Origin of the sequence: Caenispirillum salinarum (assembly GCF_044803115.1) — a bacterium.
Lineage (GTDB): Bacteria > Pseudomonadota > Alphaproteobacteria > Rhodospirillales > Rhodospirillaceae > Caenispirillum > Caenispirillum salinarum_A.
In genome coordinates this window covers 632750-657520 of record NZ_CP085224.1, presented here as the reverse complement: position 1 = coordinate 657520, position 24771 = coordinate 632750, and the positions used below count along the sequence as shown (strand labels likewise).

Sequence of the window (24771 nt, the reverse complement as noted above, 5' to 3'; positions counted from 1 at the left end):
ACGGTGTCATCACGCCCCGCGTTTGCCCGGTACGTGACGTTCCTGCAACGGTTGTCGGCAAAGGACCATGGCGGACCTTCTTGCGATCCTGATCGCCGCGCTTGGCGCCGGCGCCCTGGTGGTGCCGCTCCTGCTCATGGGGCGGACCTCCGGCGCGCTGACCGAGCCGCAGAAGACGCCTTTCCTGGGCGGGTCCGCGCCGCGCACCCATGCGTGGCAGCGCTACCATGCGCGCTACTACTCCATGACGCTGCTCTTCATCGCCTTCGAGATGGAGATGATGTTCATGTACCCCTGGGCGGTCGTCTTCGTCGAGGAGGGCATGAAGGCGATGGTGGAGATGGGTATGTTCCTCGCCATTCTCTCCATCGGCATCCTCTACGGCTGGCGCGAGGGAATATTCAAATGGCAGTGACGGCCCTGCTGCATCGCCTGGCCGCCGCCGCGCCCGTTCCGGTTTTCCCCGCTGTCGGAGAGGACGGCCTGCGGGGGGTGGACCGACTGGCAGTCGACCCGCGCGTGGACCTTGTGGCGAGCCCGCGCCACGCATCCCTGCTGCTGGTCGTCGGCGCCATCCGCCCGGACGACCGGCCGGCGCTTGAACGCCTGCACGACCAGCTTCCCCATCCGCGCGCGACGCTCTGGTGGGGTGCGGAGCCGGTTTTTGCCGGGCAGGTTCTGAACGGTTCAGACGACCCGCTGCCGCTTCTTTCCGACATGCATCATGCATTGATGACCCGCGCCCGCCCGTCGGAGCCCGACCTGCTGCCCGACCAGCCACCCAACGACTGGCGCGGCAAGGGCGACTTCGGCCAGGGGGGCGAGGGCATGATGGGCGGCGTGCCCTATGGCCGCCCCATGCCCATGACCGACGACGACATCCGCGACGGCCTTGCGCTCGACGCCTATTCCGCCCTCTTCGGCCCCTTCCTGCCCCAGTTCCCGCCCGGCCTGACCTTGGACCTGACCCTTCAGGGCGACGTCATCCAGCAGGCGGAGGTGCTGCGCCCGGCCTATGCCCAGCACGAACCGGGCGGGGCCGCGGTGGCGCTGCGCCGGATCGCCCGGATGCTGCGCCTGCTCGGCCTGACGGCGTGGGCGGAGCGGGTGCTGCGCGATGGCCCCCGCCCGAGGCTGGAGAGCCGCCTGCGCCGCCGGGGCGCCTTCACCGCCATTCCGCCGGGGTTGGGGATGATCGGCGGCGCGGACGTCCGCGACCGCCTGCGCGCCTGGTGCGCCGAGGCCGATGGCGGGCGCCCCGCCGGCGTCGAACCGGCCTGCGTGTCCGGGTTGCTGCCGGGGCTGGAGTGGCATGAGGCGGTTCTGGTGCTCAACAGCCTGCCGGCAGAGGCGCTGCGATGACCGTCGTCGCCGCCTTCGCGGGCCTCTTCGCCCTGCTGATCCTCGGCACCGCGCTCGCCGCCGTCATGGACCGCGCGGCCGTGGCGCTGGTCGCCGGGCGCCCCCTCGGCGCAGCGCTGGCGGACCCGGCGCGGCGCGGGGCGGCGCTGCTGCTGCGGCAGAGGACTCAGACCGAGCGGCCGGATTTCATCACATGGCCGCTCGCGCCGGTCGCGTACCTGATGCTCGCCGCCGTGGGCTTGAGCGTGGTGCCCTTCGCGCCGGGCGTGGTGGTGACCGACATCTCCACCGGCATCGTCCTGTGGGGCGCCTGCGAGGCGCTGACCGTCATTGTCGTCTTCCTGCACGGGTGGTCGGCCAACGCGCCGCTGCCGCTGATCGGCGGCTACCGCTACGTGGGCATCGGGCTCCCGGTGCTTCTGCTGTCCATGTTCGTCCTCATCGCCGCCGCCCTGCCCGCCGAGAGCCTGTCGGTGGTCGAGATCGTGCGCGCGCAGGAGGAAGGGCAGTGGAACGTGGTGCGCCAGCCGCCGGGGCTGGTGCTGTTCCTGATGCTGGGGCTGATGCTCACCCTGCGCGGGCCGTTCGACTACGCCGACGCCGAGGACCTCGCCGGCGGCACGAAGGCGGAGGCTTCCGGCCCCCATCGCCTGGCGTGGCGCGTCGCGCGGCTTGCCATGCTCGTCAGCTTCTCCGCCATGGCCGCCACCGCCTTCCTGGGCGGATACCTGGGGCCGGTGCTGCCGGGGCCGGTGTGGCTGGTGCTGAAGACGGTCGCCGTCATGGCGGCGGTGATCGCGGCCGGCCACATGATCGCCCGGATGCCGCCCTCGCGCATGTTGACGGCGGTTTGGGTGGTGCTGCTGCCGCTGTCCTTCCTGGTTCTCCTTCTGGTAGGCGTGGAGCTGCTGCTATGGCCGTGACCGTCGCCGACCTCCTGTTCTGGCTGCTGGCGCTGTGCGCCGGGGTGAGCGGCTGGCGCGTCTTCGCCACCGACAGCATGGTGCGGGCGTCGTTCCTGCTGCTGCTGTCGTTCATCTCGGTCGCCGGCATCATGCTGCTGCTGGCCGCGCCCTACATCGGCGTGGCGACCGTGTTCATGATGGCCGTCGAGATGATGGTCATGGCGCTGTTCATGGTCATGTTCATGATGAACCCGGCCGGCCTCAATCCCATGATGATGGTCCACCAGCACAAGCTGTCCATCGGGGCCGGCGTGCTGGCGTTCCTGGGCCTGACCGCCGCCATCCTGCTGACCGACCTGCCCTCCGACCCCGTCCCCGCCGACCGCCCGGTCGTCCATGACCTGGGGATTGAGCTTCTGGGCGATTCGATGCTGGTGTTCGAGACCGCCGGGGTGACCCTGCTCGCCACCATGATCGGCGCCGTCGTGCTCTCCAGCCGGCGCGGGCGCTATGGCGACGCCGACGCCGGCTCCCGCCCGCCCGGCCTGGAGCCCGGTGGCGACCCCGCCGGCCGCGAGCCCGAAGAGGGCGGCGGCGGACACCACCACCACCATCACCACCACTGAGGCGAGGGAGCCGGCATGACCCTGACATCCGTGCTGATCGTCGCGAGCGCCCTGGTGGGCATCGGCCTCTATGGCGCGCTGTCGCAGCAGTCCTTCGTCATGCTGATGATGGGGCTGGAGCTGATGCTCAACGGCGTGCTGCTGGCCGTCGTCGGCTTCTGGTCCTTCGGGCTTGGCGGCGCACCGGAAGGGCAGTTGTTCGCCATCATCGTCATGGCGGTGATGGCCGTGGAGATGGCCATCGGCTTCGCCCTGGTGGTCGCCGTCTACCGCAAGAAACAGGCCGACACGACCGAGGCGCTGGAGACGCTGAAAAACTGATGCTCTGGACCCTCGCCCTTCTTCCCGCGCTCATCGGCGCCGGCGTCATCTTCGCCGGCGGCGGCCGGTCGCGTCTGGTCCTGGGGCTGGTCGGCGGCGGGACGATGGCGGCGACGCTGGTCCTGGCCGTGGCGGCGGTGGCCGGCGGGTGGTCGGGCGTGCTGGTCTGGAGCGACGCGCTGAGGCTCACCGCCGCCCTGACGCCCGTCTCCGCCGCCGTGGCGCTTCTGGTGCCGCTGATCGCCCTGCCCATCCTGGTCTACGCCAGCGCGCACGAGCACCGGCCGGGCCTGTCGCGCCTGATCGGGCTGCTGCTGGTCTTCGTCGGCGGCATGGAACTGCTGGTCATCGCCGACGACCTGCTCACCCTCCTGATCGGGTGGGAGCTGGTGGGCGCGTGCTCCTGGGCGTTGATCGGCCATGACTGGCGGGTGCGGGACAATCCGCGGTCGGGCCTCTATGCCTTCGTCGTCACCCGTTTCGGCGATCTGGGCCTGTTCGCCGCCGCCATGGCGCTTTATGCCGGAACCGGCGGCTTCGGCTACGACCGGCTGGCGGACCTGGAGGGGCCGTTGCTGCATGTGGCCGCCTTCGGCGTGCTGCTGTCGGCGGCGGCCAAGTCGGGCCAGGTGCCCTTCGCGCCCTGGCTGTTCCGCGCCATGGCCGGCCCCACGTCGGTCTCCGCCCTGCTGCACGCCGCGGCCATGGTCGCCGCCGGGGCCTACCTGCTCGCCCGCCTTCAGCCGGAGCTTGCCCCCGCCGCAGGATGGTCGGGGACGGTGATCGCCGTCGGGCTGGCGACGGCGCTTGCGGGGGGCGTGGTCGCCTGCCTTCAGCCGCACGCCAAGAAGCTGCTGGCCGCGTCGACCTCCGCGCACTACGGGCTGATGTTCGTCGCCGTGGGGGCGGGATACCCGGCCGTCGCCGCCCTGCACCTGATCGCCCACGCCGCCTTCAAGGCCCTGCTGTTCCTTGCCGCCGGATCGGCCGGTGAACAGGCGGAAACGTTTGCGCTGCACCGCCTGGGCATGGGCCGCGTGCTGCCGGTCATGGCGGCGCTGTCGGCGGTCGGCGCGCTGGCGCTGGCCGGCATCCCGCCACTGGGTGCCGGCTTCACCAAGGACGCCGTCGTGGCCGCCGCCGGGCACCTGTCCCCCTGGCTGGCCGGCGGGGTGATGCTCGCCGGGGGCTTGAGCGCCGCCTATGCCGCCCGCTTCCACCTGCTCGCCTACGGCCGGTCGCGCGAAGCGCCGGAGGCCCCGCCCAAGCCCTTGGCCGAACGCGCCGCCGCCGGGGTGCTGGCGGCCCTGACGCTTGCCCTTTCGGTGCTGTGGCTGCCGGGTGCCGCGCGGGACGCGGGCCGTCTCATGGGCATGGACATCCCCCACGCCCCGCTGTGGGAGGTGATCGTTTCCGTCCTGCTCATCGGCCTCGGCCTGCTGGTCGGCACGGTCCTCGCCCGCCGCTATTCCGAAGCCGGCACCACCGGCGCCCCCGCCCGCGCCGCCGCATGGCTGGGCCTGCCCGCCCTGCTGCGCGAGGGTGTCGCCCGCCCGTTCGAGCGGTTGGCGGCCTTCGCCGGCACCGTGGATGACCGTGTGATCGACGCCCTGCCCCGCCTCGTCGCCCGCCTCGGCCGCTGGCTCGCCAGCGTCATCGGCCGGGGCGACCGGCGCGTGGTGGACGCCGGCGTGCGCGCCACCGCCCGCTTCGGGGAATGGCTGGCGGGCATGAGCGACCGCATCGGGGAGGCCGTCACCGACGGATTGCCCGAGGGCACGGCCCGCCTCGTCTCCTTCAGCGGCACCGATGCCCGGCGCCTCCAGACGGGCATGAGCCACCATTACTACGCGCTGCTGGCCGGCGGCGCGGTTCTCGTCATCGTCACCATCATCGCACTGAGCTGACATGCTGACACTCGCCATCCTCAGCCCCCTGTTGGGCGCCCTGATCCTTGCCTTCGCCACCGGCCTGCACGAGCGCGCCGCCCGCACGCTCGCCGTTGCGTTAAGCGCGGTGCCGCTGGTGCTGCTGGCGGCGGTGTGGATCGGCTTCGATGCCTCCCCCGGCGCGCCGCAGTTCCAGGCAGTGGCAGAGGTGCCGTGGGTTCCGTCGCTGGACGTGGGGTGGCGTGTGGGCGTCGACGGCATGTCGCTGGCGCTGGCACTGATGAGCGCGCTGCTGTTCCTTGCCTCCATCGCCTGGCCGGCGGATGTGCGGGGGCGGCCGCGCGCCTACTATGCCTGGTTCCTGTTCCTGGAAGGCGTGTCGCTGGGCCTGTTCCTGGTGCTGGACCTTTTGCTGTTCTACGTGTTCTTCGACCTGTCGCTCGTCGGCATGTACTTCCTGATCGGCCGCTGGGGCCATGGCGAGGCCGAGCGCGCGGCGCTGAAGTTCTTCATCTACACGCTCGCCGGGTCGCTCGCCTTCCTGCTGGCGATCCTGGGCCTCGTGCTGGCTTCGCCGCAGGGGCTGACCTTCGACATGCGCGTCCTGATCGAGATGCAGCCGCTGACCGGCACCGGCCTGTATGCGAGCCTCGTCCTGCTGGGCTTCCTGGTCGGGTTCGCGGTGAAGACGCCGCTGTTCCCCTTCCACACCTGGCTGCCGCCCGCGCATGTGGACGCGCCGGGGCCGGCCTCGGCGATCCTCGCGGGCGTGCTGCTGAAGATGGGCACCTACGGCATGGTGCGCATTCCCTTCAGCATGATGACGGAAACCTTTGCGGCCTATGCCCTGCCGCTGGGCATCGTGGCCGTGATCTCCATCCTGTGGGGCGCCATCGTCGCCTTCGGGCAGGGCAACCTGAAGCGGCGGATCGCCTATACCTCCGTCAACCACATGGGTTACACGGTGCTGGGCATCGCCGCCGCCGGCGCGCTGGTGAGCGGCGAGGCCGCCGCCCGCGAAATGGCCCTGACCGGCGCGGTGGTGGAGATGATCGCCCACGGCCTGATTACCGGCGCCCTGTTCCTCATCGCCGGCGCCTTCTGGCAGCGGGGCGAAACCTATGACCTGGACGCCTACGGGGGCCTCGCCGCCACCGCGCCGCGCCTGACCGGCGCCACCGTGCTGGCGGCGTTTGCGAGCCTGGGCCTGCCGGGGCTGGCGGGCTTCGTGGCGGAGTTCCAGATCTTCGCCGGCACCTTTGCCATCTATCCGTGGCTGGCGGGGATCGGCCTGATCGGCATCCTGATTACCGCCGCCCTGTTCCTGACCATGCTCCAGCAGCTGTTCTTCGGGCCCCTGCCGCCGCGCTGGTCCAGGCTGCCCGACCTCGGCCGGTCCGAGGGCGCGGTGCTGGCCGTGCTGCTGGTTCTGGTGGTGGTGATCGGCGTCTATCCGGCGTGGCTGCTGACGGTGATCGACAGCGCATCCGCCGTGATCGTGGGAGCGGGCTGACATGCCGGTCGGCGACATCCTGCCGGAGATCGCGCTGATCCTGACCGCCGTCGCCGTGCTGCTGACGGCGAGCTTCACGCCGCACCGCCTGCAATGGATCGGCGCCGTGCTCGCGCTGATCGGGCTGGCGGTCGCGGCGGCGCTGACGGCGGGGCAGATCGGCGCCCACCGGCTGACCTTCTCCGGCACCTGGGCGCTGGACGGCGCGAGCACCTACGGGCGGCTCGTGATCCTGGCGGCGACGGCCTTCTGCGTGGTGCTCACCCCGCGCTGGCTGGCCGACGACAAGCGCCACGGCGAATACTATGCCATCCTCCTGTTCTCCGCCCTGGGCGCCCTGGTGCTGGCGGCGGCGGCGGACCTGCTGGAGTTGGTGATGGGCGTGCTGCTGTCGTCGGTGACCGGCTACACGCTGGCCGCCTGGCACCGCGACTGGGCGCTGTCGGTGGAGGCCGGGATGAAATACTTCCTGGTGGGCGCGCTGGCGAACGTCATCCTGCTCATCGGCGTGACGCTGATGACGGGGATGCTGGGCGGCTTCGGCTTCGCGGACCTGGCGCCCGCCCTGGCCGCCCCCGGAGCCGCCTCGCCGCTTCTGCTGCTGGGCGTGGCGCTGGTGGTGATCGGGCTGTCCTTCAAGCTGGGCGCCGTTCCCGCCCACGCCTGGATGCCCGACGTGGCGGAAGGCGCGCCCGCCCCGGCGGCGGCCTTCCTGACCGTCGTGCCCAAGATCGGCGCCGCCATCGCGCTCGCCCGGCTGGTGAGCCTGGTTCCGCCCGACGCGCTCGCGATCCGCCCGGTGGTGGCCGTGATCTCCGTCGCCACCATGACGCTCGGCAACCTGGCCGCGCTGTGGCAGGACGACGTGCGCCGGCTGATCGGCTGGTCGTCGGTTTCCCAGAGCGGCTACGCGCTGATGGCCGTGGTCGTCGTATCCTTGAGCGGCGGCGCCGTGTCCGCCCTGCTGGCCTTCCTGACCGCCTATGCCGTCGGCAACCTGGCGGCGTTCGCCGTGGTGACGCACCTGCGCGGGCGGACGGACCGTGCCCACTACGCCGGCCTCGCCCGCACGCGACCGGTGGCCGCGACGGTGCTGATCCTCGCATTCCTCAGCCTCGTCGGCATTCCGCCGCTGGTCGGGTTCTTCGGCAAGCTGACGCTGTTCCTGACCACCATCGACGGCGGCTACGCCTGGCTGGCCGCCGTGGCGGTGGCGAACACGGTGGCGTCGCTGTTCTACTACCTGCGCGTGGTCGGACCGATGGTGTTCGAGGGCGACGACGCCCGCCGACCCGCCGTGCTTGGCCGCTGGACAGCTGTCGCGGTGCTGACGGGCGGGGTACTGACGGTGGCCCTGGGCCTGGCGGCGGAACCGGGCCTCGCCGCCTTCGGCGCGGCCCGGCTGCTGCCGTGAACCCTTGCCCAAACGAGATCCAGAAGAAGCGCTGTAATCCAAAGCGCTTTGCAGGCGGCAGGCAGCAGGCCGCAAGGGCCGCGCCGCCGTCATGAGGATTGCGTCAGGTGGCGCCCATCTCGCGCATGGCGCGGGCGTATTCCCCCAGCGAGACCGCGCCGTCGCCGTCGGCATCGACACGGCTGAACATGGTGCGGTGGTGGTCGATGAACTCGCCGAACTCGATCACGCCGTCGCCGTTGCGGTCGAAGGCGGTAAAGGGCTGGGCGCGGGCGCTGAATTCGTCGCCGGTCACCGCGCCGTTGTGGTCGGCGTCCATGGTGGCGAACTGATCGGCGCGCATGGCGTAGGCTTCTTCCCATGTGGCGAGGCCGTCGCCGTTGGCGTCCAGGCGGGCGAAGCGGCGCTCCATGGCGGGGTCGACGTCAACAACCATCACGTCCGGATCGCCTTCAACATTGGGACGGTCTGCAACCGTGCCGGTGGTGCCCGGCGGCGGGGCGCAGGCGGCCACCAGAAGCGTCGCGCCAGCGGCGAGTGTCAGGCGGATAGGCAGGCTGCGGATCATGGATCGTCCCTCCGTTGCACGGGATCGGCCGCCCGCGCGGGATGCGGGCGGCCCTGCCTCCTGAGACGCCGGACCCGTGCGGGGCGCTGCATCGACGCCTGGCCTACGCCCCCCGGTTGATGGCGCGCCCGAGCCGCCCGCGCCCGCGCTCCAGCGCGACCTGCCGGCCCAGGCGGATGAGGCGCTGGGTGCGGGCGCGGCGCAGGTCTTCCAGCCGGTCCGCCAGGGCCCGCCCCAGGCTCCGAAGCTCCGTCCGGCCCAGGGAGCGGGCGGCGGGGAACATCTCGCGCTCCTCGGTGCCCGCGTGGTGCTCCACGGCGTTGCGCAGGGCGCGCAGGTGGGCGTCGAACTCGGATGACGCGGTGTCGAGCGTGAGCAGGATCGCAAGCTGGTCGGCAAGCTGGCGGTGTTCCGCCCCGGCGGAGGGGACCATGCCGGTGACGCGGCGGGCGGCGGGATAGAAGATTTCGTGCTCGATCTTCTCGTGCATGTCCATCTCGCCCGCCAGTTCGTCCAGCACCGCGAGCCTGGCGTCGCCCTCCGGCGGCGTGGCGGCGACAAGGTCGAACAGGGTGCGCATGAGGCCGTGGTGCAGGGAGAGGACGTGAATCGCGTCGCCCTCCTCTCCGGCCGGGGCCGGCGGGGCCAGCGTTTCGACCGGCACGCGTTCCGGGTCGCCGGGCGGGGCGGGGCGGCGCAGGGCGATCATGCCGTCGCGCTCGCGCACCTCGAAGCGGGGCTGCGGGGCCGTGGCGGGGCCATCCAGCGGATCGCCGCTCTTCAGGCAATAGCGCGAGCCATGCCAGGGGCACACCAGCCCGCCGTCGAACACCCACCCCTGCGACAACGGCCCGCCGAAGTGGGAGCAGCGGTCGGAGAAGGCGGAGACGGCACCCTCGTGCCGCACCAGCACCACCTCCACGCCGTCCACCTCCACCCGGCGGGGCGTGTTCTCGGGCAGGTCTGTTGCGGGCAGCACCGGCGTGAAGCCGAAGGGCGCGTTGCCGCGGTCGGCATGGTCGGTCCCGACGCGGCGGCGGTAGGCCAGATGGCCGCCCAGGTATCCGCCGGCGAACAGGGTGGCGAAGCCGAGCCGGCTCACCCCCCGCGCCTCCCGCCGCCGACCGCGCCGGCGCAAGGAGAGGGAGCCGAGGAACAGCCCCAGCGCGGTGGCGTTGGTCGCGGCATGAACGACACCGACGCGCCGCGCCTTGCCGTGGGTGTCCTGCCAGTCCACCAGCCCCGTCAGCACGGCGGCCCCGGCACCAAGGCAGCCGAGGCCCAGCGTCATGTCGGCGGCGGCGCGGGCGCGGAGCGCGGGCTCGTCCGACGCGCCCTCCAGCAGGTCGAAAAGGACAGAGGCCGTCCACGACCCCACAGGCACGGTTACCAGCAGGGGGTGCAGGGGATGGCCGTAGCGCGTGCCGTGCAGCAGGCTCCGCAGGTCCTTGCCGCGTCGGCCCATCAGGCGGAAGGGCAACGATACCGACACGCCCAGCGCATGGCCGGGGGCGTCCAGGCTTCGGCGGTGCTCGATCCACTGGGTGATCCGGTCGCCGATGCGCGCGCGCCGCTGTGCCATTCCGGTAGTTCCTTGCCGCCACTTGTCTCCACTGCCGGGAAGAACGGGCGAGCGTCCGCGCGCGATGCCCCCTCCAAACGGCGAACAGCCCGCCATACGGCGAGCCGTTCACACGCTCGGAACCTTGGGCGTTCGATCAGGCGGTGCTGTCCTGCTTGCGCAGCAGGAACCGCTGGATCTTGCCGCTGGGGGTCTTGGGAAGCTCTTCCACGAAGACGATCTCGCGCGGGTAGGCATGGGCGGCCAGCCGGTTCTTGACCAGCAGGCGCAGTTCCTCCGCCAGGTCGTCGGAGGGCTCGTAGCCCTTCTTCAGCACCACGAAGGCCTTCACGATCTCGGTGCGCTCCGGGTCCGGCTTGCCGACGACGGCCGTCTCGGCGACGGAGGCATGTTCGATCAGCGCGCTTTCCACGTCGAACGGGCCGATGCGGTAGCCCGACGAGGTGATGATGTCGTCCGACCGGCCGACGAAGCTGAAGCTGCCGTCATCGTTCAGCTCCACAGTGTCGCCGGTCAGGTAGTAGTCGCCCTTGAAGGACTTGGTCTCCTGCTTCCAGTAGCCCTGGAACCAGAAGCCCGGCGACCTGGAGCGCACCACGGCCATGATGCCCGGCGTGTGCGGCGGCAGTTCCTTCAGCGTCTCCTCGTCTACCACGGTGACGACGAAACCCGGCAGCGGCAGGCCGGCGGCACCCGGCTCCACATGGTGGGACAGGCCGTGGTGGTTGCACACCGCCATGCCCATTTCCGTCTGGCCGTAGTGGTCGAAGATGGGGCAGCCCAGCGCGTCGTCGAACCAGCGGATGACCTCGGGGTTCAGCGGCTCGCCGGCCGAGGACACCACGCGCAGCTTGCCCTTCACGTCCGCCGCGGCCTCCTTCCCCGCGCCCATGAGCAGGCGATAGGCGGTGGGCGCGCCGGCCAGGTTGGTGATGCCGTTGTCCAGGATCACCTTGTAGGTGCCGTCCACCGTGAACGGCCCGTCATAGAGCGTGGTGGCGTGGCCCATGAACAGCGGACCCGTCACGGCGTAGTACAGGCCGTAGGCCCAGCCCGGATCGGCGATGTTCCAGTAGCGGTCGTCGGGACGCAGGTCGACGGAGAACCGCATGTACTCGTAGAACGCCACCATGGCCTTCAGCGGCACGGCCACGCCCTTGGGCAGTCCCGTGGTGCCCGAGGTGAACATCATCAGGAAGGCATCCTCGCCGTCGCGCATGACGGGGGCGAAGTCTTCCGACGCCTTGCCCATCTCGGCGGCGAAGTCCAGGTCGCCGTCGCGCGCGGCGCCGATGGTGGCGATGGCCGGGCAGTCCTTGACGTCATCCAGCTTGGACCGGTTGGCGGCATCGGTCACCACCAGCTTGGCTTCGGATGCGCCGCAACGGTACTCGATGGCCTTGGGGCCGAAGGCCGTGAACAGCGGCTGATAGACCGCACCGGCCCGCCACGTGCCCAGGATCACGGTCAGCAGTTCCGGGATGCGCGGCAGCAGGCCGGCGACGCGGTCGCCCGGTTGCACGCCTTGCGCCTTCAGCACATTGGCGAAGCGGGCGGCGCGGCGGGACAGTTCGGCGAAGGTGACGGTGGCCTGCTCGCCGTCCTTGTTCTCCCAATAGAGCGCGACGCGGCCGGGGTCGTCGGCGTGACGGTCGCAGCACTCGACGGCGGCATTCACGGCACCGTTGAGGTCGCCGGACAGAATGGTGCGCGCCAGCGCGTCGTAATCGAACTTTGCCACGAAATCCTCGTAGCGCGGCACCTGGCCGTTCAGAACGTCGAGTTGGGCCGACATGAGGTCCTCTTGTATCGTTTCCTCCGGGCGGCGCCTTTTCGCGCGCCTTCTCGGCCCTAGCTGACGAAAAATATGCAGCCGGGTCAACCCTGCATACAATTTTCTACCCCATGAGTGCAGCAATCCGCCCTGCGCAATCGCGCACGGCGTTTGCGGCGTGGTCGGTGTCCAGGTCGTCCAGGGCGACCACGCCGACGCAGCCCTCGAACCCGCCGGGGCGTCGCTCCAACGGCGCGATGGGGCTGGCGACTCCGACCGCCCCGCGCTGAAGCTGACCCCGCGTGATGCTGAACCCGTCGCGGCGGGCCTGCTTCACCTCGGCGGGCTCGTCGGCGCTTTCCTGCCGGGCGGCCAGGATGGCGATGCCCGCCGCGCCGCGCGTCAGCGGGTGGCGGCTGCCCACACGATAGCCGACGCGCAGCACGCCCTCGTCCGGCTCCGCCACCATGAGCGCCACGCATTCGTCGCCCTGGGCCGCCGACAGGAAGGCCGTTGCCCGCGTCTCGCGCGCCAGCGCCGTCAGCAGCGGCCGGGCTACGGCGCGCAACTGCGGCTCGAAGTGCGAGGCCAGCACCATGAGCCCGCTGCTCAGGTGCACCTGCCCATCGGCCCCACGCGCCACCAGGGCGTGGGCCTCCAGCGTCGCCACGATCCGGTAGGCGATGGCGCGATGGACCTCCAGCCGCTCCGCCAGTTCGGCGATGGACATGCCGCCGGCGGTGCGGGCGATGATCTCCAGGGCATTGAGGCCCCGGTCCAGGGTCTGAAGCGTGCTCATTCCTGCCCTTCCCAGCGTTCTCCGCGCCTCCTATTCGCAGGCGCAAAGTACAGAATTCCCGCAATGAAAATACAGTCTTTACCCGACTAAGTCATAGAAAGATTGGGGAAAGTATACACCACCGCCCTCGCTTGACCTCGCCGGAACGTGACCGTATGTTCGTTCACAGCACAGGTTTGTGCAATAAAAGAAAACAACAGGGAACGTAGCTGGGGACTTTCGATGACGGACCACCCCGCGACCAAGACTGACGCCGCCACCCGTCCGCCCGCCGGCTGCCCGGCGCATACGGCCACGCAGGGGCCGACCGGCTGCCCCGTCAGCCACAACGCCGCCGCCTTCGACCCCTTCGAGGGGCCCTATCAGGTGGACCCGGCCGAGGCCCTGCGCTGGTCGCGGGAGGAAGAGCCCGTGTTCTGGAGCCCCAGGCTGGGGTACTGGGTCGTCACGCGCTATGACGACGTGAAGGAAATCTTCCGCGACAACCAGACCTTCTCGCCGTCCATCGCGCTGGAGAAGATCACCCCGCCGTCGGAAGAGGCCGTGGAGACGCTCAAGCGCTACGACTACGGCATGAACCGCACGCTGGTGAACGAGGACGAACCGGCCCACATGGAGCGCCGCCGGGCCCTCATGCACTCCTTCACGCTGGAGGAGCTGGAGCACCACGCACCCATGGTCCGCCGCCTGACACGCGAGTACCTGGACCGCATCATCGACAAGGGCGAAGCCGATCTCGTCGACGAGATGCTGTGGGAGATTCCCTTGACGGTGGCGCTTCATTTCCTCGGCGTGCCCGAGGAGGACATGGACCGCCTTCGCGAATACTCCATCGCGCACACGGTCAACACCTGGGGCCGCCCCTCGCCCGAGGAACAGGTCGCGGTGGCCGAGGCGGTCGGCAAGTTCTGGCAGTATGCCGGCAAGGTTCTGGAGAAGATGCGCCAGAACCCCGACGGCCACGGCTGGATGAAATACGCCATCCGCCGCCAGAAGGAACTGCCCGACGTCGTCACCGACAGCTACCTGCACAGCATGATGATGGCGGGCATCGTCGCTGCGCACGAAACCACGGCGCACGCCACCGCCAACATGGTCCGCCTGCTGCTGGAGAACCGCGAGGTCTGGGAAGACATCTGCGAGAACCCCTCGCTGATCCCCAACGCGGTGGAGGAATGTCTGCGGTACTCGGGCTCGGTCGCCGCGTGGCGCCGCATCACCGTCAACGACACGACGATCGGGGAGCATTTCATCCCGGCCGGGTCCAAGCTGCTGATCGTCAGTGCGTCCGCCAACCACGACGGCCGGCACTTCGAGAACCCCGACGACCTGGACATCTACCGCGACAACACCACCGACCACCTGACCTTCGGCTATGGCGCGCACCAGTGCATGGGCAAGAACCTCGCCCGCATGGAAATGCGCATCTTCCTGGAGGAGTTCACCCGCCGCCTGCCGCACATGGAAATCGTGCCGCAGGAGTTCACCTTCGTGCCCAACACTTCGTTCCGCGGTCCGGAACACCTGTGGGTGCGCTGGGACCCGGCGAGGAACCCCGAGCGCGCCGATCCGTCCATTCTGGACCGCGCGCAGGACTTCGAGATCGGCGCGCCGTCCAAACACGACGCCGCCCGCACGGTGCGCGTCTCGGAAGTGGTGCAGGAGGCCGACGACGTCATCCGCCTGACGCTGGAGGACCCGCGCGGCCGCCCGCTGCCCCGGTGGAGCCCCGGCGCCCACATCGACGTCATCGTCGGCGACTACACCCGGAAATACTCCCTCTGCGGCGATCCGGACGACACCCACCGCCTGCAGGTCGCCATCCTGAAGGAGGCCGAGGGGCGCGGGGGCTCGCAGTTCATCCACGATACCGTCAAGCCCGGCGTGACCATCCGCATGCGCGGGCCGAAGAACCACTTCCGCCTGGACGAAAGCGCAGACTGCTACGTGCTCATCGCCGGCGGCATCGGCATCACGCCAATTCTCGCCATGGCCGACCGGCTGAAGGCGCTGGGCAAGGATTACCAGCTGCACTACTCGGGCCGCTCGCGGTCGGCCATGGGGCTGCTTGAGCGGGTGGAGCGCGACCACGGGAACCGCCTGCACCTGCACCCCGGCGACGAGGGCAAGCGGCTGGACCTGCCGGCGCTGATCGGCTCGTGCGGCGACGCGCAAGTGTATTCCTGCGGACCGGAGCGCCTGCTCTCGGCGCTGGAGGAGTTGACGGCCGACTGTCCCGACCGCCTGCACGTGGAGCACTTCACGGCGACGGAAACCACCCTCGATCCGTCCAAGGAAATCGGCTTCGACGTGGAACTTACGGACACCGAGCTGACGATCCATGTCGCGCCTGACGAGACCCTGCTGCACGCCCTGCGCGCGGTCGGCGTCGACGTCCCCAGCGACTGCGAGGAAGGGCTCTGCGGCACCTGCGAGGTTCCCGTGGTCGAAGGCGACGTGGACCACCGCGACAAGGTTCTGACCGGGGCGGAGCGCGCGGAGAACACGCGCATGATGACCTGCTGCTCGCGGTCCAGGGGCGGCAAGCTGACGCTCCGCCTCTAGGCGGAGTGCGCGGCGCCGCCACCGCCCCCACCTAATCAAGACGCCCGGCCGACCGCCGCCGGGCCCGCGTCCACGGAAAACGCCGCCGCAGAGCGGCACCAAGGGAGGACACTCACTGTGAAAAAGATGCTTGCCAGCGCGGCCATCGCCGCCGCCGCCGTCACGCTCAGCGCCGGCACCGCCAGCGCGGAAACCACGCTGAAGCTCAGCCACTACCTGCCGCCGGTCCACGGCATCCACACCGACTTCATCGTGCCCTGGACCGAGCAGGTGACCGAATGCACGAACGGCGAGGTCCGGTTCGAGATCTTCCCCGGCGGGACCCAGATGGGCAACGTTGCCAAGCAGCAGGAGCAGGTGCTGGCCGGCGTGGTGGACATCGCCCACGGCCTGCACGGCATCCCGCGCGGGCGCTTTCCCCGCACCTCGCTGATCGAGCTGCCGTTCCTGACGGAGGACGCCGGTGCTGCGTCCGAGACCCTGTGGGAGCTGTACCCGGAATACCTGGAGCCCGAGTACAAGGGCATGAAGGTGCTGGCCCTGCACGCCCATAACGGCGGCCTGATCCACACGGCCAACACCAAGGTCGAGACCATGGACGACATGGAGGGCCTGCGCCTGCGCACGCCCAGCCCCGCCGTCTCGCAAATGCTGACCGCGCTGGGTGCGACGCCCCAGGGTCTGCCGCCGGGCGAGGTCTACGAGAACATCCAGAAGAACGTCATCGACGGCACCGTCTTCCCGTGGGACCCGATCAAGAGCTTCGGCCTGAACGAGGTTCTCAACTACCACCTGGAAGCCGGCGCCTACACGGTTCCGTTCTTCTTCGTGATGAACCAGCGCAAGTTCGACGGCCTGCCGGAAAACGTGCAGGCGTGCATCGACGAGGCCTCGGGCGAGACGCTGGTCTCCAAGTTCGGCGGCTGGTGGGACAAGTGGGACGAGGCGGGCCGCCAGGAAGCGGTGGAGGCCGGTCACACCATCACCGAACTGACCGAGGAGGAACGCCAGCGCTGGCGCGAGGCCCTGCAGCCGGTCACCGAGAGCTACATCGCCGAGGTCGGCCAGCAGGTCGACAACGCGCAAGCCATCTACGACGCCATGCGCGAGACCCTGGCGCAGAAGGAACAGTAAGCCCCTGACCGGGGCGCCGCCGCACCCTCTCCGGCGGCGCCCCGCCCTTCTCTTCCGGCACCGGACTTTCCATGAGACGCTTGCTTGGCGCCCTGCGCATGCTCGTCACCGCCGCCGCCGTCGTCGGCGTGCTCGGCTATGCCGCCGCCGCCGTGCTGACCGTCGGCGACGTGATCGGCCGCCAGATCGGCACGCCCATCCCCGGCATGGTGGACCTTGTCCAGCTGTTCGTCCTGGGCGGCGCGTGGCTGGTGATCCCCTACGCCTTCATGACCGGCGCCCATGTGGGTGTCGACCTGGTGGTGGACATGCTGCCCCGCGCGGTGGAGCGCGGCGCCCGCGCCGTCGCCAGCCTGGCCGCCGTGGGGCTGCTCGGGCTGATGCTCATGGAGTGCTACAAGGCCTTCCAGATGCAGATCCTGTTCGGCGACAAGTCCCAGCAGCTGGGCATTCCTATCATGTACTACTGGGTGCCGCTGCTGATCGGCGTCGGCCTGTCCATCCTCGCCGCCCTGCTGACGCTGATCCCCCGCCCGCGCGTGGAGGCGGTGGAATGAGCGGCTCCCTCCTCGGGTTCATCGGCTTCGGCGCAGCACTCGGCCTGATCGCGCTGGGCTTCCCGGTGGCCGTCGCCATGGCGGTGGTCGGCGTCGCCGGCTTCTGGTGGCTGAACGGCTGGACGGGTGCGGCCTTCATCCTGGGGTCGTCGCCGTTCGAGGCCATCTTCCCCTATTCGCTCAGCGTCGTGCCGCTGTTCGTGATGATGGGCGTCTTCGCCGCCCGCGCCGGACTGTCTCGGTCGCTGTTCGAGATGGTCAACAGCTTCCTCGGGCACATCCGGGGCGGGCTGGCGGTCACCGCCGTCGGCGCCTGCGCCATCTTCGGCGCCATCTGCGGCTCCTCGCTGGCGACCGTCGCCACCATGGGCCGCGTGGCGATCCCCGAGATGAACCGCCATGGCTACGACGGGTCGCTGTCGTCGGCCTCCATCGCCGCCGGGGGAACGCTGGGCGTGCTGATCCCGCCGTCCATCCTGCTGGTGATCTACGGCATCCTCACCCAGACCTCCATCGGGCAGTTGTTCATTGGCGCCATCATTCCCGGCGTCATCGGCGCGGTGCTCTATGGACTGGCGATCATCTTCCGCGTGAAATTCGCGCCCGAATTGGCCCCGCCCACACCGCGCGCGACGTGGCGGCAGCGCATCGCGTCGGTCCGCCGCATCTGGGGTGTCGCGCTTCTGTTCGCGCTGGTGATCGGCGGCATCTACGTCGGCTGGTTCTCCCCCACCGAAGCCGCCGCCGTCGGGGCCGTGGGCGCGTTCGTGCTGGCGGTGATCTCCCGCGAGCTGACGCGCAAGTCCCTGTGGGATGCGGTGCGGGAGACGGCGGCGCTGACGGGCATGATCTTCTTCATCCTGATCGGCGCGTCGCTGTTCAACTACTTTTTGGAGACCACCGGACTTCCCGCCGCGCTGATTTCCGGCATCGAGGCCAGCGGCCTCAGCCCGACCGCGGTGCTGATCCTCATCATGCTGTTCTACGTGATCCTGGGCTGTTTCATGGATGCCATGTCCATGATTTTGCTGACCGTGCCGTTCCTGGCACCCGTCGCCCTGTCGTTGGGGTTCGACATGGTGTGGTTCGGCATCCTGGTGGTCACGGTGGCGGAGATCGGCCTCATCACCCCGCCGATCGGCATGAACCTGTTCGTCGTGCAGGCGACGCAGCCCGGCCTGACCCAGCGCATGGTGGTGCGCGGCATCCTGCCGTTCATCCTGGCCGACGTGGTGCGGCTGGTGATCCTGGCCAGCATCCCGGCGCTGGCGCTGTGGCTGCCGTCGCAGATGTTCTAGGCCGGAATTCGGTCCCCCCGGACCGGACCTCGGCCATAGGGTCGCGACCGCGACCCCGCGCCGGTCAGGCGCGTGAGCCTGCGTGGCGCCTGAACGCAGCCCCGTCGCGGACGCGGCGGGGCGCACATAAACCCTCGCTACGGAGGAAACACCCATGAGCGCGGAGACCACTCCCGGCGGCCTCATGCCCGGCTTCGGCAACGACTTCGAGACGGAAGCCCTGCCCGGCGCCCTGCCGCAAGGGCAGAACTCGCCGCAGCGCTGCCCCTACGGCCTGTACGCGGAGCAGCTGTCCGGCTCGCCGTTCACCGCGCCGCGCGCGACCAACGAACGCTCCTGGCTCTACCGCATCCGTCCGTCGGTGAAGCACTCGGGGCGCTACAAGGCCGTGGACCTGCCGCTGTGGAAAAGCGGCCCGGCGCCGTTCGACAGCGAGCTTCCCATCGGCCAGACCCGGTGGGACCCGGTGCCCTACCCCGACGGCGCGGTGGATTTCATCGCCGGGATGCGCACCATGACAACGGCCGGCGACGTCCATGGACAGGCGGGCATGGCGTCCCACATCTACGTCGCCACCGCAGACATGCAGGACGCATATTTCTTCAACGCCGACGGCGAACTGCTGCTGGTGCCGCAGGACGGGCGCCTGCGGGTGTTCACGGAACTGGGCGTCATGGATGTGGCGCCGCTGGAAATCTGCGTCATCCCGCGCGGCATGGTCTTCCGGGTGGAACTGCCCGACGGCCGGGCGCGCGGCTACGTGTGCGAGAGTTACGGCGCCATCTTCACCCTGCCCGACCGGGGGCCTATCGGCGCCAACTGCCTCGCCAACCCGCGCGACTTCAAGACGCCGGCGGCGGCCTTCGAAGACAAGGAAACGCCCTCCACCGTCACGGTCAAATGGTGCGGCCGGTTCTACGTGACCGAGATCGGCCATTCGCCGCTGGACGTGGTGGCGTGGCACGGCAACTACGTGCCCTACAAGTACGACCTGCGCACGTTCTCGCCGGTCGGGGCGATCCTGTTCGACCACCCCGACCCGTCCATCTTCACGGTGCTGACGGCTCCCAGCGGCGAGCCGGGGACGGCCAACGTGGATTTCGTCATCTTCCCGCCGCGCTGGATGGTGGCCGAGAACACCTTCCGCCCGCCGTGGTACCACCGCAACATCATGTCGGAGTTCATGGGCCTCATCACCGGCCAGTACGACGCCAAGGAGCAGGGCTTCATTCCCGGCGGCATGAGCCTGCACAACATGATGCTGCCCCACGGCCCGGACGCGGATGGCTTCGAAAAGGCGTCGCGCGCCGACCTGGGTCCGCAGAAGTTGGACGCCACCATGGCCTTCATGTTCGAAACCCGCCTGCCCCAGCACCTGACCGACTTCGCCGGGTCGCTGAAGACGCGGCAGGAGGACTACGTCGACTGCTGGGCCGGGCTGAAGAAGCGTTTCAACGGCACGCCGGAAGGCGACTGGGACTGACCCCGAGACCAACGGAGACACCATGAAACTCGCCAGCCTCAAGCACGGCCGCGACGGCCGGCTCGTCGTCGTCTCGCGCGACCTGACAACCTGCGTCGCGGTGCCCGACATCGCCACTACCATGCAGACTGCATTGGATGACTGGGACACCCTCGCGCCCCGTCTCCAGCAGGCGTTTGACGATCTGAACGCCGGCACCGCCGTGGGCGCGGAGCCCTTCGATGAAACGATGTGCGAAAGCCCCCTGCCGCGCGCCTACCAGTGGGCCGATGGGTCGGCCTACGTCAACCATGTGGAACTGGTGCGCAAGGCGCGCGGGGCCGAGATGCCCGACAGCTTCTGGGAGGACCCGCTCATGTACCAGGGCGGGTCCGACGCCTTCCTCGGCCCGCGCGAGGACATCGCCATGGCCGATGAAGCCTGGGGCATCGACTTCGAGGGCGAGGTGGCCGTCGTCACCGGCGACGTGCCCATGGGCGCATCACCCGAACAGGCCGCCGGCGCCATCCGCCTGCTGATGCTGGTCAACGACGTGTCCTTGCGCGGGCTCATTCCCGGCGAGTTGGCGAAGGGCTTCGGCTTTTTCCAGTCCAAGCCGTCCAGCGCCTTCTCGCCGGTCGCCGTGACGCCCGACGAACTGGGCGACGCCTGGCACGACGGCAAGGCCCATCGGCCGCTGATGTCTCATTTGAACGGCGAGCCCTTCGGCAAGCCCGACGCCGGCACGGACATGACCTTCAACTTCCCGCGCCTTGTCGCCCATGCTGCCAGGACCCGGCCATTGGGGGCCGGCGCCATCGTCGGTTCGGGCACGGTGTCCAACAAGCAGGGGACCGAGCACGGGACGAGCATTGCCGAGGGCGGCGTCGGCTATTCCTGCATCGCGGAAGTCCGCATGATCGAGACCATCCGCGACGGCAAGCCGACCACATCCTTCATGCGCTTCGGAGACCGCATCCGCATCGAGATGCTGGACGAGGCCGGCGCCTCCATCTTCGGCGCCATCGACCAGCAGGTCGTGAAGTATCAGGGAGCGTGAGGACGGCAAGGACGTGCGCGCCGTGCGCGAAGACCACGGCGCGCACATCACCCCAGGGCTGAAATACCCCCTCTCCTTTGCAGGAACATACGGTTTCGCATTGAAACACTGTTCAGGGACAGGTAGAAGCAAAAGACCCTGCATGTCGTGCAGGAATACAGCAATGGGGGAAGACCATGAAGGGTATTGGTATTGCGCTGATCATTCTCGGCTGCATCGGCGTCCTGATGGGGGGCATGATGTTCGGTGACATCGGCATTGCTGCGCTGATCGGCGCCGTCACGGCAATCCTGTCGGGAATCGGCTTCATCATGGTCAACAAGCGGCTGCCGGCCTGACGGCCTGCCGCGAAAAGGGGGGCCGGGATGAAAACCGAACTTCGCGATGGCGAGACGCTCGTCAAGGAAAGCCGCGCCAATCAGCAGAAGAACATCGAGGCCGTGGGCGGGAAGCTCTTCCTGACCACGCAGCGCCTGGTGTTCGAGGCGCATACGATCAACGTCCAGGGCGGTACGACCGTGTTGGAACTCGCCGACATCCGCTCGGCCCGGCCTTCGTGGACCAGGATTTTCGGATTGGTGCCGCTCGTGCCCAATGCCGTGGCGGTCGAGACGACCGACGGCACGACCGTCCGCTTCACGGTCTTCGGCCGCAAGGCATGGGCCGCCGCGATCAAGCAGGCCCTGCCCGCCGATGTGCCGGCCGCCGCCTGACCACGATCCCGCCGCCACACAGGCGCGGCGCCCAAAGGAATGATCTCATGAAGAAACTGATCGTCGCCGTCGCGGCGCTTGTCGCGGGCTCGGCTGCCGGCGCCCAGGCGCAGACCCTGAACGCCGATGTCGTGCGCGCCGCCAAGTGCTCCGGCGCCATCGCCGGAAACGCCCTCATCGACTATTTCAACGACGAGGACGAGGACCGCTTCCTCAGCCGCGTCTATCCGGCCAACTACGTCCTGCTGGACACGCTCCGCGAGGAAGGGCTCACCACGCCGGACGAAGTTGCCGTCTACGACAACCTGATGGCCCAGACGGCCGGGCAGTTCGTCTCGGCCGCCGAGGAAGACATCTGGTCGGCCGAAGACTGGGAATACCTGATCGGCTGCTACGACGACATCCTCGCCACCATGCCGGTCGATCCCGACCGGCGCGTGGACGCCGGTGCGCGGGCCGCCACCAGCACCTATCTGGAGAACGTCAAGATCCTGCTGGAATAGGCGCCGCTCAGAACCGGTAGCCCACGCCCAGCATGAGCACCAGTTGATCGGCGGAGCCCGCATCGTCGACCACCGGGCTGTCGGCCGCGTCGCCCAGCAGGCGCATATAGGTGACGCGGCCGCTGACGCTCCAGGTGCGGGACAGGAACTGGTTGACCGCCAATGACACGTTGACGTCCCGCACCCCGCCGTCCGCCTCGTACGCGGACAGCCCACTCTGCGCCGCGCCGGCGGGCGAGACGCCGAAGTAGGTGTCCATGTAGTCGTCGCTGGCGTAGGTCACGCCCGCCGACAGGGCCGCGATGGTCGGGCGGAACAGGGGGCGCTGGATGGTTCCGCGCAGCGATGCCAGCCAACCGCCGTGGGCGTCGGTGACGTCCTGGCGCACCATCAGCCGCACGCGCTCGGCATACCGCGGGTCCTCGGGCTTGACGCTGTGCTCGTATTCGACGAAGCCGCCCACCTCCAGCGCCGGATCGATGCCGGGCAGCCGCTCCACGCGATCGTCCTCGACGTCGTTGCGGTCGGGCGTGTAGGCGACGAACGGTCCGGCGTGCCAGTTGGGATCATCCACCACGTTCAGCCGCAGCCGCGAGCCGCGCAGCTTGGCATAGTACTCGCCGTAGGACACGTCGGCCTCCGGGTACGGCTGAAACTCGTGATCGTCGGAGCCCATATAATCCGGCGCCCAGACACCGCCAAGCACCACGCGCGCGGTGACGTCCGGCGCCGAGTCCGCTGGCATTTCGGACTCCCCGTCACCGCCCTGCGCCTGTGCCGGGGCGGCTCCGGCGCCCGCCATGAGCGCGGCGGCGGACAGCGTCAGCAGGGCGGTCTTGAACGGGGACGTCTTGGGCATGGCGGCGCAACCCTTTCCGGCAGCTTCGGCAAACGCTTGATCAACAGCCGACACCGCCTGGGCGTTGCGCCCGCGCCTGCACACAGCCCCGATCAACCGCCGCCCAGTTGACGCCGCTTCTCCTCGCCGGCGTCGGTCAGGGTGGCGGGCTCCTGCTCGGGATGAGCGAGGCCGGCATCCTGCAATTCCTTGAGGACGGCCGGGTGCACGTCGCTTGCGCGCTTTTCGGCGATGGCGTCCAGGGCCGCCCGCAGCACGTCGTCATCCATGGCGTCACCTCGCGTTTCCGGTGGGGTCGATGGAAAGACTACGGCCAGGCGGCCCGCCGTGTTGCGGACGCACGCCTTAAGCGCCCGACTGGGTCAGCACCAGCAGCCAAACCGCCAGGATCGCCAGGCAGGCCAGCGTCCACGGCCCGTTCCAGCGCCGTCCAACGGTCGCCGCCGTCTCGCCCCCGATGCGGCCCATGAGCAGCGTCACGGCGGCATAGGGAGACGACGCCGCCGAGAGCGCCCAGGCCGCCGTCAGCGCCACCGCGACCGCCGCCGCAGGCACGCCCAGGTCGCCCGGCGCCGGCAGCGCGCCCGAAACGGCGGTGACCAGAAGGACCGGATGCAGCCCCACCTGCGCCAGCGCCACCACCAGCACCGCCAGCACGGACAGCAGCGCCCAGCCCGGCAGCGGCACGGCGGCCCACAGGGACGACAGCGCCTCGGTCGGCACCAGCGCCACGGCGACCGAGCCCGCGAACACGGCCGAGGACAGCACGGCGACCTCCAGCCGGTGCGACGGCAGTTCGTCCGTGACATGGCGCTCCACCCGGCGGGCGAAGCGCCCTACGGCCGCGCCCCGCCCGGCGCCGTCCCGCAGGCACTGGAGCATCACCCAGCCCATGCCGACCAAAGGCGCCGCCGTCATCACGCCGATCACCAGCCGCACGCCGAGCAGGCTGCTCCACGCCGCTCCCAACCCGAACACCAGCGCCACCAGCCCCAACACCGGCAGCAGCACCCGCGCGCCGGCGTCGCTTTCCGGCGGCGGCGGGACGCGGCCGTCGGGGGCCTTGACGAAGCGGTCCAGCGCCCAGCCGGCGAGCAGCATCATCAGCGCATAACCGGCACACCAGGGGGCGACCGCACCCCACGACGTTTCGGGCAGGTCCGACAGCACCACGGCGACGGCCAGGCTGGCCGGCGACCACGCCAGGATCACGATGAAGGCCCGCGCCACCGCCGACAGCATGCGGCGGCGGCGCAGGCGGATGTGGGGGTTGTCTGTATCGGCCGTGGCGCGGGTGACCATGGTCCCCAGCAGGTGGACGACCCCGATGCCCAGCGCCAGCGCCATCAAATGGCCGCCGAAGGTCATGGCGGCATAGCGCCGTCCCGGGCGTCGCGCCGCCAGGTATCGCCCGGCCGCCTGCATGCGCGGGCTGGCCTCCGCCGGGTCGCGCAGATAGCCGAACATGGTGAACAGGCTGGCGATGAAGACGGCGCGGTACAGGCCCTCGCGCAGGGCGTCGGAGGGAACCTCCAGCACCCAGGCCGCCGCGCCGGTGATCGCCGCGAGGCCCAGAAACACCCGCCCCTTGGCCGGCAGAACCGGAACCTGGCTCGCCAGATAGACGGCCAGTCCGCCGCAGGCCGTCCACAGGATCGGCGCGCGCCCGGTCGGGGCATAGGCCAGGAAGGCGACCACCGCCACCACCAGTCCCGCCGGCCCCATCCAGCTGCCGAGAGGCGACGACCGGGTGGCTGCGGCAAGGGAGCGGAGGAGGCTCATGCGGACGCCTTCGGCGGACGGACGGACGATAGCCCTTCAACAGAAGAGGCGGCCCGGCCGTTGCGCCGTCGGCCGAGCGCCCGGC

At 69.8% G+C, this 24771-nt stretch carries 24 protein-coding genes; 17 read left to right on the top strand and 7 right to left on the bottom strand.

Annotation, left to right across the window (positions count from 1 at the left end; genetic code table 11):
* The first annotated feature begins 67 nt into the window (after positions 1 to 67).
* From LG334_RS03045 to LG334_RS03010, 8 genes are read left to right on the top strand one after another with little or no spacing between them, the layout of a single operon-like run.
* Positions 68 to 415, top strand: coding sequence for an NADH-quinone oxidoreductase subunit A (locus tag LG334_RS03045; protein WP_404383173.1), 348 nt, complete (start codon positions 68 to 70; stop codon positions 413 to 415).
* Complete coding sequence (locus LG334_RS03040; RefSeq protein WP_404383171.1) at positions 406 to 1362, top strand: hypothetical protein; 957 nt, start codon at positions 406 to 408, stop codon at positions 1360 to 1362. The genes LG334_RS03045 and LG334_RS03040 overlap by 10 nt, the downstream gene beginning before the upstream one ends.
* The gene (locus tag LG334_RS03035; RefSeq protein WP_404383169.1) at positions 1359 to 2285 is read left to right on the top strand and encodes an NADH-quinone oxidoreductase subunit H; all 927 of its coding nucleotides are present in this window, start codon (positions 1359 to 1361) and stop codon (positions 2283 to 2285) included. Before LG334_RS03040 ends, LG334_RS03035 begins: the two co-directional genes overlap by 4 nt.
* On the top strand, positions 2276 to 2893 hold the full coding sequence (locus tag LG334_RS03030; RefSeq protein WP_404383167.1) for an NADH-quinone oxidoreductase subunit J: 618 nt from the start codon (positions 2276 to 2278) through the stop codon (positions 2891 to 2893). Before LG334_RS03035 ends, LG334_RS03030 begins: the two co-directional genes overlap by 10 nt.
* Positions 2894 to 2908: 15 nt before the next feature.
* Entirely contained in the window at positions 2909 to 3214 is a 306-nt protein-coding gene (gene nuoK / locus LG334_RS03025; protein ID WP_404383165.1) for an NADH-quinone oxidoreductase subunit NuoK, read from the top strand.
* Positions 3214 to 5121, top strand: a complete 1908-nt coding sequence (locus tag LG334_RS03020; RefSeq protein WP_404383163.1) for an NADH-quinone oxidoreductase subunit L — start codon at positions 3214 to 3216, stop codon at positions 5119 to 5121. The genes nuoK and LG334_RS03020 overlap by 1 nt, the downstream gene beginning before the upstream one ends.
* Before the next feature lies 1 nt (position 5122).
* Entirely contained in the window at positions 5123 to 6616 is a 1494-nt protein-coding gene (locus LG334_RS03015; protein WP_404383161.1) for a NuoM family protein, read from the top strand.
* 1 nt (position 6617) lies between these two features.
* Complete coding sequence (locus tag LG334_RS03010) at positions 6618 to 8030, top strand: NADH-quinone oxidoreductase subunit N (protein WP_404383159.1); 1413 nt, start codon at positions 6618 to 6620, stop codon at positions 8028 to 8030.
* Positions 8031 to 8133: 103 nt separating this feature from the next.
* On the opposite strand, the gene LG334_RS03005 is transcribed toward LG334_RS03010, so the two are convergent.
* From LG334_RS03005 to LG334_RS02990, 4 genes are all read right to left on the bottom strand, one after another.
* Positions 8134 to 8598, bottom strand: coding sequence for an EF-hand domain-containing protein (locus tag LG334_RS03005; RefSeq protein ID WP_404383157.1), 465 nt, complete (start codon positions 8596 to 8598; stop codon positions 8134 to 8136).
* 103 nt (positions 8599 to 8701) lie between these two features.
* Positions 8702 to 10180: a DUF2231 domain-containing protein gene (locus LG334_RS03000; protein WP_404383155.1), complete on the bottom strand. Its 1479-nt coding sequence runs from the start codon at positions 10178 to 10180 to the stop codon at positions 8702 to 8704.
* A 136-nt stretch (positions 10181 to 10316) separates the two neighbouring features.
* On the bottom strand, positions 10317 to 11975 hold the full coding sequence (locus tag LG334_RS02995; RefSeq protein WP_404383153.1) for an AMP-binding protein: 1659 nt from the start codon (positions 11973 to 11975) through the stop codon (positions 10317 to 10319).
* Positions 11976 to 12078: 103 nt separating this feature from the next.
* Positions 12079 to 12753 (bottom strand): IclR family transcriptional regulator, encoded by a 675-nt coding sequence (locus LG334_RS02990; RefSeq protein WP_404383151.1) that lies wholly within the window; start codon positions 12751 to 12753, stop codon positions 12079 to 12081.
* 222 nt (positions 12754 to 12975) lie between these two features.
* Here LG334_RS02990 and LG334_RS02985 point away from each other — a divergent pair, with 222 nt between their 5' ends.
* From LG334_RS02985 to LG334_RS02945, 9 genes are all read left to right on the top strand, one after another.
* Positions 12976 to 15318, top strand: coding sequence for a cytochrome P450/oxidoreductase (locus LG334_RS02985; protein ID WP_404383149.1), 2343 nt, complete (start codon positions 12976 to 12978; stop codon positions 15316 to 15318).
* A 126-nt stretch (positions 15319 to 15444) separates the two neighbouring features.
* A complete protein-coding gene (locus LG334_RS02980; RefSeq protein WP_404386293.1) occupies positions 15445 to 16452 on the top strand; it encodes a TRAP transporter substrate-binding protein in 1008 nt (335 codons plus the stop codon).
* Between the two features lie 71 nt (positions 16453 to 16523).
* Complete coding sequence (locus tag LG334_RS02975) at positions 16524 to 17009, top strand: TRAP transporter small permease (protein ID WP_404383147.1); 486 nt, start codon at positions 16524 to 16526, stop codon at positions 17007 to 17009.
* Positions 17006 to 18307: a TRAP transporter large permease gene (locus LG334_RS02970; RefSeq protein ID WP_404383145.1), complete on the top strand. Its 1302-nt coding sequence runs from the start codon at positions 17006 to 17008 to the stop codon at positions 18305 to 18307. The genes LG334_RS02975 and LG334_RS02970 overlap by 4 nt, the downstream gene beginning before the upstream one ends.
* Before the next feature lie 154 nt (positions 18308 to 18461).
* The gene (hmgA, locus tag LG334_RS02965; RefSeq protein WP_404383143.1) at positions 18462 to 19790 is read left to right on the top strand and encodes a homogentisate 1,2-dioxygenase; all 1329 of its coding nucleotides are present in this window, start codon (positions 18462 to 18464) and stop codon (positions 19788 to 19790) included.
* Positions 19791 to 19812: 22 nt separating this feature from the next.
* On the top strand, positions 19813 to 20829 hold the full coding sequence (locus LG334_RS02960) for a fumarylacetoacetate hydrolase family protein (RefSeq protein ID WP_404383141.1): 1017 nt from the start codon (positions 19813 to 19815) through the stop codon (positions 20827 to 20829).
* Between the two features lie 176 nt (positions 20830 to 21005).
* A complete protein-coding gene (locus tag LG334_RS02955) occupies positions 21006 to 21167 on the top strand; it encodes a hypothetical protein (protein ID WP_404383139.1) in 162 nt (53 codons plus the stop codon).
* 27 nt (positions 21168 to 21194) lie between these two features.
* Positions 21195 to 21542: a GRAM domain-containing protein gene (locus LG334_RS02950; protein WP_404383137.1), complete on the top strand. Its 348-nt coding sequence runs from the start codon at positions 21195 to 21197 to the stop codon at positions 21540 to 21542.
* Positions 21543 to 21589: 47 nt separating this feature from the next.
* Complete coding sequence (locus LG334_RS02945) at positions 21590 to 22045, top strand: hypothetical protein (protein WP_404383135.1); 456 nt, start codon at positions 21590 to 21592, stop codon at positions 22043 to 22045.
* A 7-nt stretch (positions 22046 to 22052) separates the two neighbouring features.
* Here the strand turns inward: LG334_RS02945 and LG334_RS02940 are convergent, their stop codons facing one another.
* The 3 genes from LG334_RS02940 to LG334_RS02930 all read right to left on the bottom strand — a co-directional run bounded on the left by LG334_RS02940 (position 22053) and on the right by LG334_RS02930 (position 24686).
* Positions 22053 to 22904, bottom strand: a complete 852-nt coding sequence (locus tag LG334_RS02940) for a MipA/OmpV family protein (RefSeq protein ID WP_404383133.1) — start codon at positions 22902 to 22904, stop codon at positions 22053 to 22055.
* Between the two features lie 92 nt (positions 22905 to 22996).
* Positions 22997 to 23173 carry a hypothetical protein gene (locus LG334_RS02935; protein ID WP_009542787.1) on the bottom strand — a complete coding sequence of 59 codons (177 nt, stop codon included), beginning with the start codon at positions 23171 to 23173 and terminating at the stop codon, positions 22997 to 22999.
* Positions 23174 to 23249: 76 nt separating this feature from the next.
* Positions 23250 to 24686, bottom strand: coding sequence for a hypothetical protein (locus LG334_RS02930; RefSeq protein ID WP_404383131.1), 1437 nt, complete (start codon positions 24684 to 24686; stop codon positions 23250 to 23252).
* Positions 24687 to 24771 lie beyond the last annotated feature (85 nt).

Coding starts and splice junctions, on each gene's coding strand:
- LG334_RS03045 (WP_404383173.1), top strand. CDS start 68: ATGGCGGACCTTCTTGCGATCCTGATCGCCGCGCTTGGCGCCGGCGCC.
- LG334_RS03040 (WP_404383171.1), top strand. CDS start 406: ATGGCAGTGACGGCCCTGCTGCATCGCCTGGCCGCCGCCGCGCCCGTT.
- LG334_RS03035 (WP_404383169.1), top strand. CDS start 1,359: ATGACCGTCGTCGCCGCCTTCGCGGGCCTCTTCGCCCTGCTGATCCTC.
- LG334_RS03030 (WP_404383167.1), top strand. CDS start 2,276: ATGGCCGTGACCGTCGCCGACCTCCTGTTCTGGCTGCTGGCGCTGTGC.
- nuoK (WP_404383165.1), top strand. CDS start 2,909: ATGACCCTGACATCCGTGCTGATCGTCGCGAGCGCCCTGGTGGGCATC.
- LG334_RS03020 (WP_404383163.1), top strand. CDS start 3,214: ATGCTCTGGACCCTCGCCCTTCTTCCCGCGCTCATCGGCGCCGGCGTC.
- LG334_RS03015 (WP_404383161.1), top strand. CDS start 5,123: ATGCTGACACTCGCCATCCTCAGCCCCCTGTTGGGCGCCCTGATCCTT.
- LG334_RS03010 (WP_404383159.1), top strand. CDS start 6,618: ATGCCGGTCGGCGACATCCTGCCGGAGATCGCGCTGATCCTGACCGCC.
- LG334_RS03005 (WP_404383157.1), bottom strand. CDS start 8,598: ATGATCCGCAGCCTGCCTATCCGCCTGACACTCGCCGCTGGCGCGACG.
- LG334_RS03000 (WP_404383155.1), bottom strand. CDS start 10,180: ATGGCACAGCGGCGCGCGCGCATCGGCGACCGGATCACCCAGTGGATC.
- LG334_RS02995 (WP_404383153.1), bottom strand. CDS start 11,975: ATGTCGGCCCAACTCGACGTTCTGAACGGCCAGGTGCCGCGCTACGAG.
- LG334_RS02990 (WP_404383151.1), bottom strand. CDS start 12,753: ATGAGCACGCTTCAGACCCTGGACCGGGGCCTCAATGCCCTGGAGATC.
- LG334_RS02985 (WP_404383149.1), top strand. CDS start 12,976: ATGACGGACCACCCCGCGACCAAGACTGACGCCGCCACCCGTCCGCCC.
- LG334_RS02980 (WP_404386293.1), top strand. CDS start 15,445: ATGCTTGCCAGCGCGGCCATCGCCGCCGCCGCCGTCACGCTCAGCGCC.
- LG334_RS02975 (WP_404383147.1), top strand. CDS start 16,524: ATGAGACGCTTGCTTGGCGCCCTGCGCATGCTCGTCACCGCCGCCGCC.
- LG334_RS02970 (WP_404383145.1), top strand. CDS start 17,006: ATGAGCGGCTCCCTCCTCGGGTTCATCGGCTTCGGCGCAGCACTCGGC.
- hmgA (WP_404383143.1), top strand. CDS start 18,462: ATGAGCGCGGAGACCACTCCCGGCGGCCTCATGCCCGGCTTCGGCAAC.
- LG334_RS02960 (WP_404383141.1), top strand. CDS start 19,813: ATGAAACTCGCCAGCCTCAAGCACGGCCGCGACGGCCGGCTCGTCGTC.
- LG334_RS02955 (WP_404383139.1), top strand. CDS start 21,006: ATGAAGGGTATTGGTATTGCGCTGATCATTCTCGGCTGCATCGGCGTC.
- LG334_RS02950 (WP_404383137.1), top strand. CDS start 21,195: ATGAAAACCGAACTTCGCGATGGCGAGACGCTCGTCAAGGAAAGCCGC.
- LG334_RS02945 (WP_404383135.1), top strand. CDS start 21,590: ATGAAGAAACTGATCGTCGCCGTCGCGGCGCTTGTCGCGGGCTCGGCT.
- LG334_RS02940 (WP_404383133.1), bottom strand. CDS start 22,904: ATGCCCAAGACGTCCCCGTTCAAGACCGCCCTGCTGACGCTGTCCGCC.
- LG334_RS02935 (WP_009542787.1), bottom strand. CDS start 23,173: ATGGATGACGACGTGCTGCGGGCGGCCCTGGACGCCATCGCCGAAAAG.
- LG334_RS02930 (WP_404383131.1), bottom strand. CDS start 24,686: ATGAGCCTCCTCCGCTCCCTTGCCGCAGCCACCCGGTCGTCGCCTCTC.